The organism is Pseudomonas sp. HN11, assembly GCF_021390155.1.
Lineage (GTDB): Bacteria > Pseudomonadota > Gammaproteobacteria > Pseudomonadales > Pseudomonadaceae > Aquipseudomonas.
Genome location: NZ_CP089985.1, coordinates 2060941 through 2080539 on the forward strand (window position 1 = coordinate 2060941; position 19599 = coordinate 2080539).

Annotated in this window: 20 protein-coding genes; 15 read left to right on the forward strand and 5 right to left on the reverse strand. The window is 58.9% G+C overall.

The window, feature by feature from the left end; all coding sequences use genetic code 11:
* Nucleotides 1-68 precede the first annotated feature (68 nt).
* On the forward strand, nt 69-1073 hold the full coding sequence (locus LVW35_RS09555; protein WP_233895046.1) for a GlxA family transcriptional regulator: 1005 nt from the start codon (nt 69-71) through the stop codon (nt 1071-1073).
* On the opposite strand, the gene LVW35_RS09560 is transcribed toward LVW35_RS09555, so the two are convergent.
* The 5 genes from LVW35_RS09560 to LVW35_RS09580 all read right to left on the reverse strand — a co-directional run bounded on the left by LVW35_RS09560 (nt 1007) and on the right by LVW35_RS09580 (nt 5703).
* Nucleotides 1007-1921, reverse strand: coding sequence for an alpha/beta fold hydrolase (locus LVW35_RS09560; RefSeq protein ID WP_233895048.1), 915 nt, complete (start codon nt 1919-1921; stop codon nt 1007-1009). The genes LVW35_RS09555 and LVW35_RS09560 overlap by 67 nt on opposite strands.
* 92 nt (nt 1922-2013) lie before the next feature.
* Entirely contained in the window at nt 2014-2565 is a 552-nt protein-coding gene (locus LVW35_RS09565) for a GNAT family N-acetyltransferase (RefSeq protein WP_233895050.1), read from the reverse strand.
* Nucleotides 2562-3035, reverse strand: a complete 474-nt coding sequence (locus LVW35_RS09570; protein ID WP_233895052.1) for a cysteine hydrolase family protein — start codon at nt 3033-3035, stop codon at nt 2562-2564. The genes LVW35_RS09565 and LVW35_RS09570 overlap by 4 nt, the downstream gene beginning before the upstream one ends.
* Before the next feature lie 48 nt (nt 3036-3083).
* Nucleotides 3084-4910 carry a glycoside hydrolase family 15 protein gene (locus tag LVW35_RS09575; protein WP_233895054.1) on the reverse strand — a complete coding sequence of 609 codons (1827 nt, stop codon included), beginning with the start codon at nt 4908-4910 and terminating at the stop codon, nt 3084-3086.
* Entirely contained in the window at nt 4903-5703 is an 801-nt protein-coding gene (locus LVW35_RS09580; protein WP_233895056.1) for an SDR family oxidoreductase, read from the reverse strand. Before LVW35_RS09580 ends, LVW35_RS09575 begins: the two co-directional genes overlap by 8 nt.
* Before the next feature lie 253 nt (nt 5704-5956).
* On the opposite strand from LVW35_RS09580, the gene LVW35_RS09585 reads away from it, so the two are divergent.
* From LVW35_RS09585 to LVW35_RS09650, 14 genes are all read left to right on the forward strand, one after another.
* Nucleotides 5957-6661: an HAD family hydrolase gene (locus LVW35_RS09585; RefSeq protein WP_233895058.1), complete on the forward strand. Its 705-nt coding sequence runs from the start codon at nt 5957-5959 to the stop codon at nt 6659-6661.
* Nucleotides 6662-6678: 17 nt separating this feature from the next.
* On the forward strand, nt 6679-7902 hold the full coding sequence (locus tag LVW35_RS09590; protein ID WP_233895059.1) for a transaldolase family protein: 1224 nt from the start codon (nt 6679-6681) through the stop codon (nt 7900-7902).
* Nucleotides 7899-8627: a sulfotransferase family protein gene (locus LVW35_RS09595; RefSeq protein ID WP_233895061.1), complete on the forward strand. Its 729-nt coding sequence runs from the start codon at nt 7899-7901 to the stop codon at nt 8625-8627. The genes LVW35_RS09590 and LVW35_RS09595 overlap by 4 nt, the downstream gene beginning before the upstream one ends.
* Nucleotides 8628-8637: 10 nt before the next feature.
* Nucleotides 8638-9363 (forward strand): SDR family NAD(P)-dependent oxidoreductase, encoded by a 726-nt coding sequence (locus LVW35_RS09600; RefSeq protein ID WP_233895063.1) that lies wholly within the window; start codon nt 8638-8640, stop codon nt 9361-9363.
* Nucleotides 9360-10496 (forward strand): hypothetical protein, encoded by a 1137-nt coding sequence (locus LVW35_RS09605; RefSeq protein WP_233895064.1) that lies wholly within the window; start codon nt 9360-9362, stop codon nt 10494-10496. The genes LVW35_RS09600 and LVW35_RS09605 overlap by 4 nt, the downstream gene beginning before the upstream one ends.
* A 7-nt stretch (nt 10497-10503) precedes the next feature.
* A complete protein-coding gene (locus tag LVW35_RS09610) occupies nt 10504-11274 on the forward strand; it encodes a class I SAM-dependent methyltransferase (protein WP_233895066.1) in 771 nt (256 codons plus the stop codon).
* A 10-nt stretch (nt 11275-11284) separates the two neighbouring features.
* A complete protein-coding gene (locus tag LVW35_RS09615; RefSeq protein WP_233895068.1) occupies nt 11285-12514 on the forward strand; it encodes an MFS transporter in 1230 nt (409 codons plus the stop codon).
* Nucleotides 12511-13125, forward strand: a complete 615-nt coding sequence (cysC, locus tag LVW35_RS09620) for an adenylyl-sulfate kinase (protein WP_233895070.1) — start codon at nt 12511-12513, stop codon at nt 13123-13125. Before LVW35_RS09615 ends, cysC begins: the two co-directional genes overlap by 4 nt.
* A 96-nt stretch (nt 13126-13221) precedes the next feature.
* Entirely contained in the window at nt 13222-13866 is a 645-nt protein-coding gene (locus LVW35_RS09625; RefSeq protein WP_233895072.1) for a CGNR zinc finger domain-containing protein, read from the forward strand.
* An 84-nt stretch (nt 13867-13950) separates the two neighbouring features.
* A complete protein-coding gene (locus LVW35_RS09630) occupies nt 13951-14451 on the forward strand; it encodes a sigma-70 family RNA polymerase sigma factor (RefSeq protein WP_233895074.1) in 501 nt (166 codons plus the stop codon).
* A gap of 26 nt (nt 14452-14477) precedes the next feature.
* Entirely contained in the window at nt 14478-15431 is a 954-nt protein-coding gene (locus LVW35_RS09635) for a FecR family protein (protein ID WP_233895076.1), read from the forward strand.
* Nucleotides 15432-15528: 97 nt separating this feature from the next.
* The gene (locus LVW35_RS09640) at nt 15529-17934 is read left to right on the forward strand and encodes a TonB-dependent siderophore receptor (RefSeq protein WP_233895078.1); all 2406 of its coding nucleotides are present in this window, start codon (nt 15529-15531) and stop codon (nt 17932-17934) included.
* 180 nt (nt 17935-18114) lie between these two features.
* A complete protein-coding gene (locus tag LVW35_RS09645) occupies nt 18115-19077 on the forward strand; it encodes a type III secretion effector protein (RefSeq protein WP_233895080.1) in 963 nt (320 codons plus the stop codon).
* 142 nt (nt 19078-19219) lie between these two features.
* Entirely contained in the window at nt 19220-19537 is a 318-nt protein-coding gene (locus LVW35_RS09650; protein ID WP_233895082.1) for a type III secretion protein, read from the forward strand.
* Nucleotides 19538-19599: the final 62 nt, after the last annotated feature.

Sequence of the window (19599 nt, forward strand, 5' to 3'; positions counted from 1 at the left end):
TGGACGGCTTCACTCTAGAGGCCTAGGCTTTGGCGAATACGCCATTGAGCCCACGAATCACGCCAATCATGCCCAGAATCGTCCACATCCTCGCTTTCGATAACGCCCAGGTGCTTGATGTCACCGGGCCGTTGCAGGTCTTCGCCTCCACTAACGACTTGGCGCGCCAACGCGGCGAACCCTTGCCTTACACCGTGTCGGTGGTCGCCGCCCAGGTGGAACCGGTGATGACGTCCGCTGGCCTGGCCTTGGTGGCTGAACCGCTGCCCGCCGTCAATGCACCCTGCGACACCCTGGTAATCGCCGGCGGCTGGGGCGTCTACGGCGCCGCCGAAGACCCGGCGCTGGTGGAGTGGGTACGCGATAAAGCCCGGCACACCCGACGCATGACCTCAGTGTGTACCGGGGCGTTCCTGCTGGCCGCCAGTGGCCTGCTCGACGGCTGTCGCGTGGCCACCCACTGGACACGCTGTGAAGAACTGGCGCGCAAATTCCCGGCGTTGACGGTGGAGTCCAACCCGATCTTCATTCAGCAAGGCGCCGTCTGGACCTCCGCCGGCGTCACGGCCGGCATTGACCTGTGCCTGGCGTTGGTGGAAGAAGACCTGGGCCGCGCCGTGGCCCTGGAAGTGGCGCGGCATTTGGTGGTGTTCCTCAAGCGGCCCGGTGGTCAGTCGCAATTCAGCGTGACCTTGTCCTTGCAAAAAGACGACAGCCGCTTCGCCGAACTCCACGCCTGGATGGCCGAAAACCTGACGCTGGATTTGAATATTTCGACCCTGGCCGCCCAGGCCGGCATGAGCGAACGCAGCTTTGTGCGCCACTACCGTGCTGAAACGGGTCAGACCCCGGCGCGTGCAGTGGAGTTGATCCGTGTCGAAACCGCGCGCCGGCAATTGGCTGACAGCAATGCGTCGATCAAACGCATTGCCGTGCAGTGCGGTTTTGGCAGTGAAGAAACCTTGCGTCGCAGCTTTCTACGGGCCTTGTCGGTGACGCCTCAGGCTTACCGCGAACGCTTTTCGCCGAGCAACTCCAGCAGTGCATCCAGTGTGGCCTGCGGTGCTTCCTGAGGAATATTGTGGCCCACGCCGGGCAGCACCTGGCGTCGGTAAAACCCGCTGAAATGCTCGACATCATCATCCACTTCAGGCGGCGGGCCCACGCCATCATCGGCCCCGCACAGCGCAATGCTTGGTACCGAAATCACCGGCTGCAAGGCCAGGGCCTGTTCGATGGCTTCCAGCGCCGGGTCGCCGGACGCGTACATGAAACGGTGGCGATAGGAGTGAATCACCACCTCGACGAAGTCCGGGTTATCGAACGACGGCGCCGTCTGCGCATACAGCTCCGGCCCCTGGGCCCAAGACGGTGACCACAGAGCCCACAGCAACTTGCAGAGTTCGCCACGGTTGGCCGTCAAACCGTCCACGCCGCGCTGGGTATGAAAGTAGAACTGGTACCACAAACGATGCTCCGTGACCGGCGCCCGTGGCTTGAGGGATTTGACGATGTCCTGGATGTTGTAGCCATCCCCGGTCACCAGCCCGCGCACCCGCTCCGGCCACAACGCCGCGACGATACACGCGGCACGCCCACCCCAGTCGTATCCGGCGAGGGTCGCTTGCGGGATCGCCAGCGCATCCATGAAATCCAGCAAGTCCTTGGCCAATGCAGCCTGCTGTCCGGAACGCATCACCTGCGCGTTGACAAACCGCGTCGGGCCGTAACCGCGCAGGTAGGGCACCAGCACCCGGTAACCCTGTTCGGCCAGTACCGGCGCAATGGCGTCATAGCCGCGCGGGTCATAGGGGAAGCCATGCAGCAGGATCACCGGCTCACCGTCGACGGGACCGTGGGCTTCATAGGCGATATCGAGCATGGACGTGCGCACGTAGAGCAGTAGGGCGGTCGTGGTCATGTTGAACGTTCATCAGCTGGCCAGAGGTACTGGAACTCTAGCCGAAAGCCGTGACGGGGTGGGGTAGGATTCGCGGCAGTGGGCTTACTTGTCTAGACCGATCGGTCCGGCCATTCCCACGCCAGCAGCCCCAGCACTTCAAGATCATGCCGCTGGCCGTTCCAGAAACCGGCCTCTCGCAGTGTTCCTTCGGATTTGAAACCCAGACGCTCCAGCAATGCACGGGACGCGTGATTGAGTGGATGAACCAGCGCTTCGACTCGCTGTAAGTGCATTTGCACGAAGCCCCATTCAAGCGTCGCGCGCAGGGCTTCGCTCATCAGCCCTTGCCGTCGGAACTCGGGCGCAAGCTCACAGGCCAGTGAGCAACTGCTCCACCCCCGGTTCCACTTGAACAAACCACAACTGCCGATCAATCGGCCCTCGAACTCAAGCCCCCAGCGAGTCCCCGGATTCGGGTGGGTGCGCCACTGGGCAAAGGTCACAATCAGGCTCTTTGCCTGGGCAATATCGGTCATTGGGTCGGCGCCGAACCAGCGCATGCTGTCGCTATCGCGGTAGAGGGCGAACAGTACCTGGGCATCTTGCGCCACCAACTCCCGCAGGTGCAGGCGTGGAGTGTGAAGGGTAGGGAAAGGGTTCATAAGCGTGCGGCGACCTGGTCCCGATCAATCACTTGTCCAAAATGGTGTCGCCACAAATCCACCCCCAACTGACCCGACCGATCCAGCGACGAACCCAGCGTGAGGTCGCTGATCAAGGTCGGTTGCAACCCTGCATCGAACAGCGCAAACCCTGCCGCCAGCACGCAGGTGTCGGTCTGGATACCACACACCAACACGCGATGTGGCGCGAGGCTTTTGAGGTAGGCGACAGTCTCGGGTGTTGGCGCATAGCCGTGTTTGATAAAGATGCGGTCGGCGGCAATCAGACTCTGGTCATGGGGCGCCGGTTGCCAGCCGAGTTGCCGGGTGAAGGGCGTGATGCTCTCGTCGTGGCGCTCCACTGTGGCGACTGACGGCATGCGGCCCAGCAGGGCGCTGATGCCGTCCACCAGCCACATGGGCGGGTTGAAGGAAGGTTGCACGTCGATGATCAGCAGTACCTGGCGCATGGCGTTCCTGTCCGTGGTCGAGGGGCTGCCCATTGTGCACAGGCCACCTCAGGGTTGCCAGGTGGTTTTCGCCCCACTGAGTTTGCGGTCCAGGAAGGTCGCGGCGCTGATCAATGCCAGATGGCTCAAGGCCTGGGGCGTATTGCCCAGGTGGCGTGCCTGGTTGTCGAACTCTTCGGCGTACAGACCCAAGGGATTGGCGTAGCGCAGCAATTGTTCGAACTCCAGGTGGGCCTTTTCCACTTGCCCGGCGCGCGCCAGGCATTCGACGTACCAGAATGAGCAGGCGGCAAAGGCGCCTTCGGTGCCTTGCAGCCCATCTATCTGACTGTCGTCGTTGCGGTAGCGGTAGACCATGCCGTCGCGCACCAGGCTTTTCTGAATGGCTTCCAGGGTCGAGAGCCAACGTGGATCGGTGGCCGCGACAAACCTCACCAGCGGCATCAATAACATCGAACCGTCGAGCGCCGTGGTGCCGGTATGCTGCACGAAATGCCCGCGTTCTTCGTTCCAGAAGTTGCTCCAGATGTCGGCGTAGATCGCTTGACGGGTCTGGTCCCAGCGTGCGAACGGCGCTGGCAGCGAACGCTTGGAGGCCAGGCGGATGGCGCGGTCCAGCGCCACCCAGCACATCAGCCGTGAGTGCAGGAAGTGGTGCTGTTCGCCGCGCATTTCCCAGATGCCCACGTCTTTGGTGTTCCAGATCTCGCAGACTTGGTCGGCAACCTCCACGGTGTGTTTCCAGCCGTCGTGGGAGATGGCTTCGCCGTACTTGTTGACCAGATACACCGCGTCCATCAGTTCGCCGTAGATGTCCAGCTGGATCTGGTCGAACGCTTCGTTGCCGATGCGCACCGGTTTGGCGCCACGGTGGCCTTTGAAGTGTTCAAGCTCGGTTTCCGGCAGTTCCTGGCGACCGTCAATGCCATAGAGAATATTGATCTTGGTCGGCTGGTCGCAGCAGTCACTCACACGGCCCTTGAGCCAACGCATATAAGCGTTGGCTTCCTCGACAAAGCCCAGGCGCATAAAGGCGTAGACGGTGAACGACGCGTCGCGGATCCAGGTGTAGCGATAGTCCCAGTTGCGTTCGCCGCCGGGTGTTTCGGGCAGGCCGAAGGTGGCGGCGGCGATGATCGCGCCGTGCTTGCGCGAGGTTAGAAGCTTGAGGGCCAGGGCCGAGCGGTTGACCATTTCGCGCCAGCGACCACGGTAGTTCGATTGGGCGATCCAGCCGCGCCAGAACTTCAAGGTATGGGCCAGCGTCAGGTCGGTGCAGTGGCTGTCCACGCGTTCATCTTCTTGGCCGCCGAGGACGAATTCGGCACCTTCTTCCTGGTTGAGAGAAAAACTGGCCACGGCGGCACCGTCCTCAATCTGCAACGGGTGACTGCTGGCCAAGCGCATGCCCGGCTGGCCATCGGCGTTGAAGCGTACCGTGCCGTTGTCGAGGGTGGCCTGGGTCGGCGTGCGCGCATAGTCATGGCGCACCGCGCAACGCAAATGAATATCGGCCTTGCCACTGACCACCCGCACTCGACGGATCAGCAGCGGCAAATCATCGATTTCTTCGCTGATCGCCAGCAGGTCAGTGATCTCCACCACCGCTTCGTCGCTGAGCCAGCGGGTTTGCAGCACGTTGGTGTCGGGCAGGTAGATCTGCTCACGGCGCGCGTCAGGCAGGTCCGGGGTGAGTTGGAAAATACCGGCTTGCGGGCTATCCAGCAGCGCGCAGAAAATCGACGGGCTGTCGAATTCCGGCCAGCAGAAGAAGTCGATGCTGCCTTTGTCGTTAACCAGTGCCGCACTGCGCATATCGCCGATGATGCCGTGGGCATCGATGGCGCTTTGTTGTTCATTCTTCAAATCAACCATTGCCACGGAACTCCGGATAAAGGCTCATGCCGCCATCGATAAAGAGCGTGCTGCCCACCACGTAGTCGGAGGCATCGCTGGCCAACCACACCACGGCGTTGGCCACATCTTCCACATCACCTACTCGGCCGTATGGAATCAGCTTCAACAGTTCCTTTTGCGCTGCACCTTCGGTGGCCGCGCGGTTGATCGCGGTGCGTATCGCCCCCGGTGCAATACCGTTGATGCGGATGCGTTGTTCGCTGACTTCCTGAGCGAGGGTGCGCATCAGCATCTCTACGCCACCCTTGGACGCTGCGTAATTCACATGCCCGGCCCAGGGGATCAGTTGGTGCACCGAACTCATGTGGATGATTTTGCCGGCTGCCCGCGATACACCTTCACGCACGCCCTGGCGGTTGAAGATGCGCACGGCCGCGCGGGCACACAGAAACTGGCCGGTGAGGTTGACGCCGATCACGGCGTTCCAGTCGTCCAGGCTCATGTCCACCAAGTTGGCATCCTTCTGCATGCCGGAGTTGGCTACCAGAATGTCCAGGTGGCCGAAGGCATTCAGGGTCTGGGCAAAAAGCCTTTCCACCTCTTCTTCTTTTGAGACGTTGGCGCCGATGGCAATCGCCCGGCCACCCTCGGCATTGATCTGCGCGGCGAGCGCTTCGGCAGGCGCCGCCTGGGCGTTGTAATTCAGCACCACGGCTGCTCCGGCCTGCGCCAGCGCTTTGGCCGCCCCGGCACCGATTCCGGAACTGGCACCGGTCACCAGCGCCACTTGTTGCTCCAACGAAATACGCATTGCTCCGCGACCTTGAATTCGTGAGTTCAAGTAGCTGACTGATCGCGCGCAAGGGAAGTTCACCCGTGTGAAATTAGCGACTACAACCATGGTGAAAAATGGAATAACAGAACTATAAAAAATAACCATAAGATACTAAAAAACCGCTCAAAAGCGTTTGACAGGCTTTTTCGTCGCGTGTCTTATAGGCACACATCAACCCGCTCCGTTGGTAGTTCGGGATTCATCGCGGGGCCACCTATAAGAGATTTCTATGTGCCTTTCGGCCGATATAGGGGAACTACCGGTTCAGGTAAAAGCAGCGGCATTAGTTGGCGTGCCCAAGTTAGTTATCTTCGATTGCGATGGCGTTCTCGTCCAAAGTGAAGAAATAACCCTGTCTGTATTGCTCTCCATGCTTAATGCCCTTGCTCAGGGCGATACGCTGCTGGATGTCACGCGTTTTACCGAACACTTCCGTGGTCGTAAGATTGCCGAGTGTTTGCGCGAGGCTCAGCAGATATTGAATGTCAGTTTGGATAATGAGTTTGAACAACGCTTTCGCGAGCGGGCGCTGCACGCACTGACACTCAATTTAAAAGCCACGGATGGCGTGTTGGAAGTATTGCAAAAGTTGGAAGTGCCTTATTGCGTTGCCTCGAGTGCTCCACGCAACAAGATAGAGCACTGCTTGCGCCTGGCTGGACTGTTTTCTTATTTCGAAGGGCGGATATTCAGTTGTTATGAGTTGGGCAGTTGGAAACCTGACCCCCTGGTATTCCTGACGGCCTGCCGAACTTACAGCGTTGATGTAAGTGATGCGCTGGTGGTGGAAGACAGTGTGACGGGTATCCAGGCTGCTGTGGCGGCCAATATAAAAGTGCTGGGCTTTGGCCCACCGCATCGGCATGCGCGATTGGCCGCGGCGGGGGCATTGCCGATTGCCGACATGCATGAAGTATTGACCATTTTTAATTGACTCAGGGAGGAGGCGTCGTGAACACACTTGGTTACCTGGAACGGCTCAAACGCAACGATCACTCTTCGCAAGTTTGGTGGGACTCATCGCCTACCGTGTACCTGCCCTACAAACAGCACTTGCTGGAGAAGTACCCGGCGGCCGCGACTTATATAGAAACGTTGATGCCGGACGGTTTTTCCCAGCCTTGGGGTTTGTGCAGTGCGACTACGAATCCCCGGTTGGTGACGGCCGTCATCCTCGAAAAGCGCGAGTATTGGTCTTCACGTTTCAACCTGGCCAAGCTTTCTCCCGGCGAGTTGCGCAAGCAACTGTACAACGAAGTCATCGTTGAAGGCGCCGCGACGCTCAAGCCACGGTGGGTTCAATCGGCACAGGCCGAAGGTTGGATTTCCGCCCAGGTCGACCCGGTGGACGTGCGCTGCTCTGAACGCATGACTACCCGGGGGTTGGAACTGCAGCGCCTGGCGCCGAATGTGATGGTCAAGGTGCCGGGCAGCCTGGAAGGGTTGGCAACGGTCGAACACCTGGTGGCTCAGGGCGGTTCGGTCAATATCACCTTCTGCTTCACGGTTGCCCAGTTTCAGGCCGGTATCCAGGCAATCGAGCGCGGTATGGCGACCGCGCGCAGCAACGGTATCGACACCGGCCGTTGCAAATACGTCATCACCTTCATGATCGGGCGTTTTGCCTGCCAGCCCGAGTTCACGCTGCAGGCGGCCGAGCGCGGTCTGGTCTTGAGCGCCGAGGAGTTGCGCTGGGCCGAGTTGATGATCTACGAACAGATCCAGGCGCTGGTGGCGGCCTCGACTGTGCCGGTCAAGACTCTGCTTTCCAGCATAAAGGTCGATGTGGACGAGCGAGGCAACAAGCATTGCTGGCACCTGGAAAAGACCGGGTACACGGCGACCTGCTACACGTTGACACCGGATGTAGTGGAGTTTTTGATCGAGCGCGAAAGCCACGGCAAACCCGTCGCCCCAGCGTTGGAACCTCAGAAACCGCCTGCGTCGACCTTCGCGAAGCTGGTCCGCATCCCGTATTTCTACGAAGCCTACTTCATCGACAGTATCGAGCCTTACGACTTTGGCAACCACGAGGCTTTTATCAATGCCTGCAATGAAGCCAACAGCGCGCATCGGCGCCTGGCGGATTACTGCGTGCGACTCTGCCCGGTGGACAAGCCGTTCAAACGCGCGCTCAACGCGCTGCTGGCCGCCGAATTTGGGGTGATCGCATGAACCGGATGATCGGGTTGTGGGCACACCCACGCTCGCGTTCCACCGTACTGGAGCGCGTATTCATCGAGCGGGGGGACTTCGAGGTGTTCCACGAGCCCTTTGCGCATATGGCGTTTTCAGAGGATTCGGCGATTCCTTCGGATGAGTGGGATCACAGTCTGCCCACGACATATCAGGGTATAAAAGCGCATCTTCTCAATGCCCGACAACGTACAAACGTTTTTCATAAAGACATGTGCTACCACTGTCTGGACGATTTAAAAGTTGATATGGGTTTTCTGGCGCAACAGGACAATATTTTTCTCATTCGTGAGCCCGCCAGCAGCATTATTTCCCATCATCGGGTGCATCCCGATATGCCATTACACGCCATTGGGCATAAAGCGCTTTATGACATATTTTGTGTCGTCACTAAACTAACAGGCAAAGTGCCTTATGTGATCAATGCCGATGATCTGGCCGCAGAACCAGAACGGGTGATCCGTAAACTGTGTGATCACTTGAATATAGACTTTCTGCCACACGCCATGACGTGGAAACGAGAGTGCCCGCAACAATGGAAGACGTGGCGTAGTTGGCATGTCGACGCGGAAAACAGTGAACGCATTGTTTATCCGGATAAGCCGCACGTCGATATCGAGGCTTTTGATCAATATCCGAACTTAAAGGTGATGTACGAATATCACCGAACGTTTTACGCGCGCATGAATGAATTTTGCCAATAGGGATTGTTGTATGAAAAAGTTGATTGTTACCGGTGCTGCCAACGGCATTGGTCGGGCCACCGTAGAGTTGGCGATTCAACAGGGATACTTTGTTATTGGCGCTGACAAGGATGCCGAGGGTCTGAACGTTCTACAAGGTAGGTATGGCCCTGATGTATTCGAAGCGCACCGTGTCGATTTTTCGGACATGGCCGTTATCAAGGGTTTTATTCCCACACTCTATGAACGGCATTCAAGTATTTATGGTTTGGTCAATAACGCCGGTATCTACCACGGCAAAAGTGTCTACGCCTACTCCGATGAGCAAATAGACGAGATTCTCACCGTCAACCTCAAGGCACTGGTGTATCTCTCCAAAGACTTCGCCGAACGGGAAATGCAACACGAAGCCGCGCGCAGCATCGTCAACATCGCTTCGGTGGCCGGTGAAGTGGGCAGCTGCGACGCACTCTATGGTGCGACCAAGGCGGCCGTGATCGGTCTGAGCAAGGCCAACGCCTGGAACTTTGCGCCGTTCGTGCGCGTGAACGTGGTGTCCCCGGCGCTGATCCATGAAACCGCCATCTACGGCACCATCCCCGAATACCGACGCGCCGAGTACGCCCGCCAGGAGGTCCTCAAGGACCCCATCCTGCCCAGCGGCGTAGCAGAGATCATCATGCTGCTGGTGGGTGATGCGATGCGTCATATCACCGGCAGGGTGATCCCGGTCGACAACGGAGCTTATCCACGATGAGCCATTCAATGCGCAAGAAAAAACTGTTGCTGGTGGGCGCTGGCAACTTGTGCCTGCAGATCCTCAAGATTCTGGGGCCGAAAAATGCGTTCGACTTTGTGGTGCTGGGTCGCGATGAAGAGGCCACGATCCGGTTGTGCAACCTGGTGGCGCTGTCCTGTGCGCAACTGGGCCGGTTTATCGAGATCAAGCCGGTGATTGCCGACTTGACGGATATCGGCAAGGTCACGCGACTGCTACGTGAAGAGGCCCCGGACATGCTGGTGAACTGCGCGTCGTTGCAGTCATGGCGGGTGATCACCGGGTTGCCCAAGCTGTCGTTCGAAAAGCTCGACCAGGCCCAGTTCGGCCCCTGGCTACCCATGCACCTGACGCTGATGCATTGCCTGATGCAGGCGGTGAAGGCTTCCGGCATCGTCACCAAAACCGTGAATGCGGCGTTTCCGGATGCGGTCAATCCGATCCTGGCGCGCATCGGCCTGGCGCCGGATATCGGTGTGGGTAATGTGGCCAACCTGATCCCCGCCGTGAGTCTTTCCATCGCACGCTTGCTCGAATGCGCACCCGCTGATGTGCACGTGCAGCTGTATGCCCAGCACTACTTCAGCCACTACGTGCCGCGCGGTGGTTTGCCGCCGCGTGCCAGTTACCGCCTGTTGTACGAGGTAGGTGACCGGCCAGAGGTGGCGCGCCTGCCGGCCGAGTCGATTTTCTCTACGGTGAAGTCCGAGTTCCGTCGCCTGGGCGGGGTAGATGGGCAGTTCCTTACCGCATGTTCTGCGGTCACGGTCATCGAAGGATTGTTCTCGCCCGTGCCGGTCCTGGTGCATGCGCCGGGGCCTCTCGGGCTGCCGGGCGGCTATCCGGTGTGGCTGCATGATGGGCGGATCCAGGTGCAGTTCTCCGAGGCGTGCCCACAGGATGAGGCGGTGCGCATCAATAGCATCTGCCAGAGCCAGGACGGCATCGATGAGATCCACTGTGATGGTTCGGTCACCTACAACCCGCAGTGCATGGCCGTCATGCAAGCGATGCTGGGGTATTCCAAAAGCAGCATGTCGATCGAACAGTCCGCCGAGTTTGCCCATGAGCTGGCAAGCAAGTACCTGTCCTTCAAGAATTCAACCTGGTAGGTGTGTGATGAATCAGATATCGGGGCGCAAGCACAACGAAGTCGCCAGTTATTCCACGCAGTACACGGCGGATTTCGTCGAGCGTTGGGATGAGTTGATCGATTGGGAAAAACGCAAGGCGGGGGAGGACGGGTTCTTTGAAAAGCTGTTGCGCAGTCATGGCGTGAAGTCGGTGATCGACGTGTCGACGGGCAGTGGTTTTCATGCCGTCCAGCTCAAGCAGGCGGGCTTTGATGTGGTCGCCACGGATGGCAGCAGCACCATGTTGACCAAGGCGCGGGCGAACTTTCGTAAACAGGGCCTGGACATCCAGTCACATTACCGCGACTGGCACTCACTGGACTCCCAGGAGCTTGGCCAATTTGATGCCGTCGTGTGCCTGGGCAGTTCGCTGTGCCATGTCTTCGCCGCCCACGATCGCTTGCGGGTGCTGGCAAAATTCCGCTCCTTGCTCAAACCGGGTGGCTTGCTGATTGTGGATCAGCGCAATTTCTTCGCCATTCGCGCCGGTAACTACAAGGCCAGCGGCAATTACTATTACTGCGGTACGAATGCGTCAGTCAGCCTGGGAGAGGTCAATGAGCACCTGTGTGAGTTCATCTATTCCTTTGAGAACGCGGAACAGTACCGGCTGCAGGTGTATCCGCTGTTGCCGGGTGAATTGAAGGGGGAGATGCTCAAGTCCGGGTTCACCCAGCATGAGAGTTACGGTGACTTCGAACGTGACTACGACATGATGGACAGTGATTTCATCATTCACACCGCGCAGGCTCAATAAGGAGGGCTTGATGAGCACACTCGTACAGAGCAATGTCCGCCCGTTGGACAGCATCGTGCTGGCGGTGGTCCTCACAGGGTTTGTGGCGAGCACCTATGGTTTTGGCGTTTACCTGTTCGCCAACCTGGTGGTGGACATGCGCCGCGACATCGGTTTTGACTACACCACGGTAGGCTTGATCACCGGCGGCGCACAGATTGGCTTCTTGCTGTTTTCATCGGTGACCAGTTATATCAGCCGTTTTTTCGAAGGCTGGAAAATCAGCCTGGTGTCCACAGTAATGACGTCCCTGGCGCTGCTGGGGCTGAGTGTCAGTAACAACATTTGGTTGTCGGGAGCGCTATTGATCCTGCTTGGGGGGTGTTCCGCCTCGGTCTACATCCCATTGGCGGAGATCGTCACCAAGGGCTTCAGCCCGGGCAATCGCTCCCGGGTCATGGGGCTGATCTCCAGCGGCACCAGCTATGGCGTGTTTATCAACGGCTTGCTGGTGTCGTTCCTGACATTCAATGGCGGCTGGCGCTCGATCTGGCTCACCGCCGGACTGATATCGGTCGCCTTGTGCGTGGTGGCGTGGTGGCTGTTGCGCAACCTGGCCGCGAGCCAGGACACCGGGTTTTCCGGGGCGCGCGCTGCAGCGTTCGACAGTCACCAACCCTGGCTCAGCCGCTCGTTGTACCTGACCTGGGCCATCGCCTTCCTCAATGGCATGGCGCTATTGCCGTTCCAGACTTACCTGGCGCCGTTCTTGCGTGATGAGTTGGGTGTGTCGGTGCAAGACACCGGTTTTATCTGGACCACCCTCGGTGCAGTGGGCATGGCGTCGGGTTTCCTGGTGGGGTGGATTGCCGACAAGGTGGGCGTGCGGACATCGCTGGCCATGTGTTTCCTGAGCGCAGGGCTGGCCGCCACCCTGGTGTTCAGTTTCAACAGCCTGCCGTTGTTCTACCTGGCTGCGTTTTTGTTTGCGCTGGCGTTTTACCCCATCTTTGGACTGGTCCCCAGTTACATCGGGCAAATCGTACCGATCAGTCGGCTGACCCAGGCTTTCGGCATCGCCAACGTGTTGATCGGCTTGGGTGGCGTGTGCGGCAACTTCCTGGGTGGGTTCTCCAAGGACCTGACGGGGTCGTTCTCAACGGTCTACTGGGTGGTGGCGCTGTTACTGTTTGTGCAATGCGTAATGGTGTTCCTGTTGGGTAAACGTCCCATTTCGGGCAAGGAGGGCGAGCAATCATGAGTTATTTTCCAGACACTTCAAACCAGAATCTGCACGCCTTTGCGTTCAGCCACCGGCGCGCCGGACATGCGGGCATGAAACACAAACCCGTGGTCATCTGGATGACCGGGCTCTCCGCGTCCGGCAAGTCGACCATTGCGGATGCATTGGATCGCGCTCTACAGGAGCAGGGACGGATCACTGCCATTATCGACGGCGATTCGGTGCGTGGCGGGCTGTGCCGAGACTTGGGATTTACCGACAGCGATCGCGACGAGAACATCCGTCGGGTTGCCGAAGTGGCGCGGTTGATGCTGGAGGCGGGGCTGATCGTGATCGTGGCGCTGATTTCACCTTCGTCGGCCAGCCGACACTATGCGCGCTCGATCATCGGCAATGAGTTTTTCGTCGAAGTGCATGTGGATGCGCCGTTGGAAACCGCTGAACAACGTGATCCCAAGGGGCTGTATAAAAAAGCCCGCGCCGGGTTGATCAAAAACTTTACGGGTATCGACTCCAACTACGACGTGCCGGTGTTCCCGGAAGTGCACTTGGATACCCAGGCGCTTTCAGTGGAACAGTCGGTTGCGACGATTCTTGATTGGATGGCGCACAACGAGGATTGCACTTAGCCGTCTGTCTTTGCGCCGGGATCACACTGTCTGCCATTTGAAAAAACAAGGTAATCTGCGCCATCGCAGGGAGAATGCGTTTTTTCAGGAGCAGGCATGACACATTTTACGGGCACTGCAAAATCGATCCGTCTGATTGGCGGGGCCCGGGTATTGGACTTTATCAATACCACCAATGGCCGTCGTCCCGGCACCGCTCTGAAGGTCATAGAAGAACGGCTCACCAGTTTTCAGTTCTTCTTTGAATGGGCATTGCATGCGACGGTGATCTCGGCCCGTGAGTTTGATGACTACAAACCCATGGTGTTTGAGTCATCGATAGCCTACCAACCGAACCTGGATGCGATCATTGCGTTCAGGGAGTGCCTGTACGCGGTGTTTTACCCGCTGTCGCTGCACCAAGCCGCGCCTGATGAGGCGTTGCGACAGCTTAACGAAACGTTCCTGCAAGGTGTTGCGTGGCGGGTGCTGCGCTCTGTCGAGGGGCGGCCTGCCTGGGCGTGGAAGCCCTGTACCACGGCGCAGGAGCTGACGGCCATGGTGCTTGGGCGCCTGGCTATAGAGGCCACGCAACTGCTGGTATCCGGTGATCTGCACGCATTGCGCATTTGCGGCGCCGCTGACTGCGATTGGGTGTTCCTGGACATCTCCAAGAACAAACAACGTAAATGGTGCCAGATGAGCGTGTGTGGCAGCCGCGAAAAACTCAACCGGCTCAAGCAGGTCGGCAGCGCGCGTTAGTTTCGATGTCACACGGCGGGTAGCAATTGCTCCACTTAATAGGAAGCATTACTATTCACGCCCCGCCTTCCCAGTGTTCCCGCGATGATCCCTCAGCCGCCCCGCAGAACAGGCTTTTTCGAACACTACGAAGAGTTGATCGGGACCTGGACGCGCCGCCTGAGAAACCGTCAACAGGCCGAAGACCTGGCTCATGACACCTTCGTGCGGGTGTTGGAGTCAAAATCCTGCGAGGTGGAGCAACCGCGCGCGTATCTGCATCAAACCGCGCGTAATATTGCAGTGGACGCCTATCGACGCGAAGACCGTCGCGAGGCCATCACGCTGGAAGCCTTTGATCAGCGTTCGCCCCACAGTGGCGACCCGGAGCATTTCATGCACGCGATCCAGTTGGCGGACTCCATCGAGCGGGCCTTGGCTGAGTTGCCGCTCAACTGCCGCAAGATTTTCATCTGGCAGAAAATCGAAGGCCTGACCCAGCAGGAAATTGCCGAACGCCTGGGGTTGTCTAAAAACATGGTGGAAAAGTATATGATCCGCACCCTGCGGCATCTGCGCGACCGCCTGGACGCGATGGCGCCATGACTGCCCGCTTTGAAACAGGATCTTCCATGATGGATAACCGTGCCCGAGACGAAGCCGCGCAATGGTTCGTGCGCCTGCAAGACGCCGAGTTGAGCGTTGCCGAGCGCCAGCGCTTCGATGCGTGGCGTAACGAACACCCTGACCATCAATACGAACTCGATGTGCTGCAAGGCTTGTGGCGCGCCACCGACTTGCTGCCCAAGGCGCGCCTGCAAGCGCTGTGCGAAGCCCCGGTGGAACGCCCCAACCGCCGCGCCGTGTTGCGTTACGCAGTGGCTGCCAGTGTAGTCGCCGTGGCCCTGGGATTGGGCTTGTTCAGCGGGCTGGATCATCCCAAACCCTACAGTGCCGAATTCAGCACACGCTTGGGCGAGCATCGCCAGGTGGCCTTACCCGATGGCTCGGTGATGGACCTCAACAGCCGCAGTATCGTCGCGGTGCACTATGAAAAAGGCCGACGTGGCGTGGAGCTCAAGCAGGGGGAGGCGATGTTCAGCGTCGAGCATGACACCAGCCGACCCTTCGTCGTGGTTGCCGGGGCAGGGCAGGTGACGGTGACGGGCACCCGGTTCGATGTGCGCCGCGATGAGGACCAGACCCGCGTGATGGTCGAGGCCGGAACCGTGAAGGTACAAGGGCATTCGCCAGACAAAGGAGTGACGTTGACGGCGGGCTTGGGCACGCATGTCGACAATAAAGGGCTGGTGGCAGCCGCCTACGGCGTAAACACCGAAGAGTTGACCGCCTGGCGCACGGGCAAGCTGGTCTTCAACAATGCTTTGCTGGGCGAAGTGGCGCGGGAGGTTTCACGTTATCGTGAGCAACCGCTGCGTGTCAGTACACCTGCCGTCGGCAACCTGCGCCTGACCAGCGTGCTCAAGGCCAATGATACCGACGCTTTGCTCAAAGCCCTGCCGCACATACTGCCGGTGGCCTTGCGCACCTTGCCGGATGGCAGCCAGGAAATTATTTCACGCTGACATTCAGGTTTTTTCCGAGTTCTTCGTCTTCTCCTGCAACTGCAACTGGTTTGCATTAACAGCCGCACACTCTTGCGATCACAGGACTGGGTTCGACGTGAAAAAACTCGCCGTTAACAACAATAAAATCTCCCGCTGGGCGCCGCTGGCCCTGGCGCTTGCAGTCAGTGCCGCGCTCCCTGCGGCCTACGCAGCCGATGCTATTCACATCCAGGCCCAGCCCCTGGGCGCGGCACTGAGTCAACTGGGCCAGCAGACTTCCCTGCAAGTGTTCTTCAGCCCTGACTTGGTCGCAGGCAAGCAGGCGCCGGCGGTAGACGGCAACCTTTCCTCTGAACAAGCCTTGCGCCAACTGCTGCAAGGCAGCGGCCTGGACTACCAGATGGATGCCGGCTCCGTGACCCTGCGCCCACTGAACAGTGGCACCGGTGAAGCCGGTTCGCCCCTGGAGCTGGGTGCCACCGATATTAAAGTGGTGGGTGACTGGCTGGGTGATGCCAATGCTGAAGTGGTGCAGAACCACCCCGGCGCACGCACGGTGATCCGCCGTGAAGCCATGGTGGAGCAGGGCGCAATGAACGTCGGCGACGTGCTGCGTCGTGTGCCTGGCGTGCAGGTGCAGGAATCCAACGGCACCGGCGGCAGCGACATCTCCCTCAACGTCGGCGTACGTGGCCTGACATCGCGGCTGTCGCCACGTTCTACCGTGCTGATCGACGGCGTGCCCGCCGCGTTTGCGCCTTATGGCCAGCCGCAATTGTCGATGGCGCCGATTTCAGCGGGTAACCTGGACAGCATCGACGTGGTGCGCGGCGCCGGTTCCGTGCGTTACGGGCCACAAAACGTCGGCGGCGTGATCAACTTCGTGACCCGTGCCATTCCCGAGAAATTCTCCGGCGAAGTCGGCACCACCCTGCAAACCTCCGCCCATGGCGGCTGGAAGCATGTGGACAACGCCTTTATCGGCGGCACCGCCGACAACGGCATCGGCGTCGCTTTGCTGTATTCCGGGGTCAATGGCAACGGTTACCGCAACAGCAACAATTCCAACGACATCGACGACGTGATCCTCAAGACCCACTGGGCGCCGACCGATCAAGATGATTTCTCGCTGAACTTTCACTACTACGACGCCAGCGCCGACATGCCCGGCGGCCTGACCCAGAAACAATTCGACGCCAACCCGTACCAATCGGTGCGTGACTGGGACAACTTCAGCGGTCGCCGCAAGGACGTGTCCTTCAAGTACATCCGCCAGATCGACGACCGCACTCAGGCCGAAGTGCTGACTTACTATTCCGACAGTTTCCGCGGCAGCAACATCGCCAACCGCGACCTCAAGACGATCGGCTCTTACCCGCGCACCTACTACACCTTTGGCATCGAGCCGCGGGTGTCCCATGTGTTCGACGTGGGTCCGAGTACCCAGGAAGTCAGCCTGGGTTATCGCTACCTCAAGGAGGGCATGCATGAGCAGGCCACCAGCCTGAACCTGGTCAACAATGTGCCTACGCCGGGTGGGCAGAGCGATGGTCACGTCTATCAGGACCGCACCGGGGGCACCGAGGCCAACGCGTTCTATATCGACAACAAAGTAGATATCGGCAAGTGGACCATCACGCCGGGGATCCGCTTCGAGGACATCCGTACCGAATGGCACGACCGCCCGGTGGTTGCCTTGAACGGCACGCGTACCCAGGAAAAACGCCGTGAAGTCCACAACAACGAACCGCTGCCGGCCTTGAGCGTGATGTACCACGTCTCCGACGCCTGGAAACTGTTCGCCAACTACGAGACGTCGTTTGGCAGCCTGCAATACTTCCAACTGGGCCAGGGCGGCACAGGCGACCAGACCGCCAATGGCCTGAACCCGGAAAAGGCCAAGACCTACGAGGTGGGTACGCGCTACAACGACAATGTCTGGGGCGGTGAGCTGACGTTCTTCTACATCGACTTCTCGGATGAGCTGCAATACGTCAGCAACGACGTGGGCTGGACTAACCTCGGCGCTACCAAGCACACCGGTATCGAGGCCTCGGCCCACTACGACCTGTCGAATCTGGACCCGCGCCTTGACGGCCTGACCGCCAATGCCGGCTTCACCTATACCAAGGCCACCTCGGAGGGCGATGTACCGTTCAAGGGCCGTGACCTGCCACTGTACTCCCGTGAAGTGGCCACGTTGGGCCTGCGTTATGATGTCAACCGCTGGACCCACAACCTGGATGTGTACGCCCAGTCCGGCCAGCGTGCGCCGGGGACCACGAGTACCTATATCACCCAAGGCACCGCCGATGGTCAATTTGGTGATATCCCTGGTTATGTCTCGGTCAACGTGCGCAGCGGTTACGACTTTGGCGAGCAATTGTCCAACCTGAAGCTGGGTGTCGGCGTGAAAAACGTCTTCGACCAGCAACACTACACCCGCTCCAGTGACAACAACGCTGGGTTGTATCTCGGCGAACCCCGTACGTTCTTCGTACAGGCCAGCGTCGGTTTCTGACCCACCGCGATTCAAAAAATCGCAGTCCCTTTCAGGGCTGCGATTTTTTTTGCCTGTTTCCTACGCCTACACGGCACATCTGTATGGTTGTTCTGGAACTGATTCCGACATGATCCCCACATATGGATACACCTGAGGAGCAACAGGCTGAAGGTGACGCCTAACGTATTGGAGAAACTTATGTCGGTATCCACCCTCGATTCATCCCCCTCCGCTTCATCCACGCGTGAGTTTGCGCCCACCTCTCCCAAGCCTCAGGCCAAGGCCAGCGATTCGGCGCTTGCTGCGCCTTCCTTCAGTGGCCAGAGTCCTGCGCGCGTCAGTTTCAGCTCCCGCGAAAGCCAGGCCGGCCCTGTGTTCGGCGATGCTCAGGCGCAGACCGACCGTAGCAGCCTTCAGCACGCTGCTGTGTTGCCTGGTGTCATGGATAAGCTCAAGCACTGGATGGGCAATTGGTTTGGTGGGCACCGGCCTCCCATGCATTCTGGGTGTAATAATCCGCCACCAAGACCGAATCCTGGGTGGAGTAACCCACCGCCGCGCCCCATGCCCACCCTTGGCAGGCCGCATCCGACCCAGCCAGGCAGGCCCGACCCACACTACTCACTGAAGAATAATGAACAATTGGCTCAGCAGTTACTCGACAACTTCGATGCTTTCAGGGATCCCAAGAACCCAGGTTATGTCAGCGTTGACAGTATTCATGCGATGGCGAACAGAGGGTGGTCGAGTGATCCTGTCATGAACGAGAACATTCGTCTGGCCAAGGAGTTGTTGCGGCGTCCGAAGCTGATCGATGCCGCCGACCGGCACAGCACCACAGGCGCGCTGGATGGCCTGATCGACCGGCAAAAGCTGGGTATGATTATCAGGGGAGATAACTACTTCAAGTACGCCAGTGACAAGCAATTGGTCCAAGAGATGCTTGATCATTTCAAGGAATTGAAGGGCGGGCAGTGGGGGCCATACCTGCGGGTCAAGGATCTGGAAAGGTTGGCTGCACGCCCACTGACGGGTGATTCTGCAAGGGACCATCTAACCCAGTTGGCGCAGGAATTCCTCAAACGTAGCGATTTAGTGGAGGAGATGGCCGACTGGTTTGGCCGAATCCGCTGGAAAACGTTGAACTCGGCTTCTCTCTGATTATCCCTACGGCGCCGTAACACAGGGTTACGGTGTTTGCCCCAATTATGTCAGGAACTGTTTACGTCCCTTTGCCACACAGATCATGTCCAACGGATTTAATCAATACGGTCGCTTTTCGATTCCGCATGAGGGCTAGCCAATGACGTCAACCTCCCTTCAACCCCCTTCATCCGGCTGTCAGATATTGTTTTGCAAACACCATGAAACGGATCATCCGTCAGCAGATCGCGGCGCGATTGTGCAACATCCCTTGGCTCCGTCGTTTGCCCATGCCGCCGAAACCCGGCGAATGAAGGCTTTCACCGGCCAGAGCAAATTTCAGGCGCCGGTCGCCGATGACTTTTCCCGCGGCCTGGCCGAACCTAGCGGGTCTTCCAGTGATGATGACAAGGTGCTGCGGCGCGCTGGAGTGATCAACGGCTTGACGGCCTGGTTGCGTCGGCAAACGCTGAGTTGATCCTGCGTGGCGCACGTGTTTTTACATGCTGTCATTGGTCTACATCGATCAACCGGAACTGT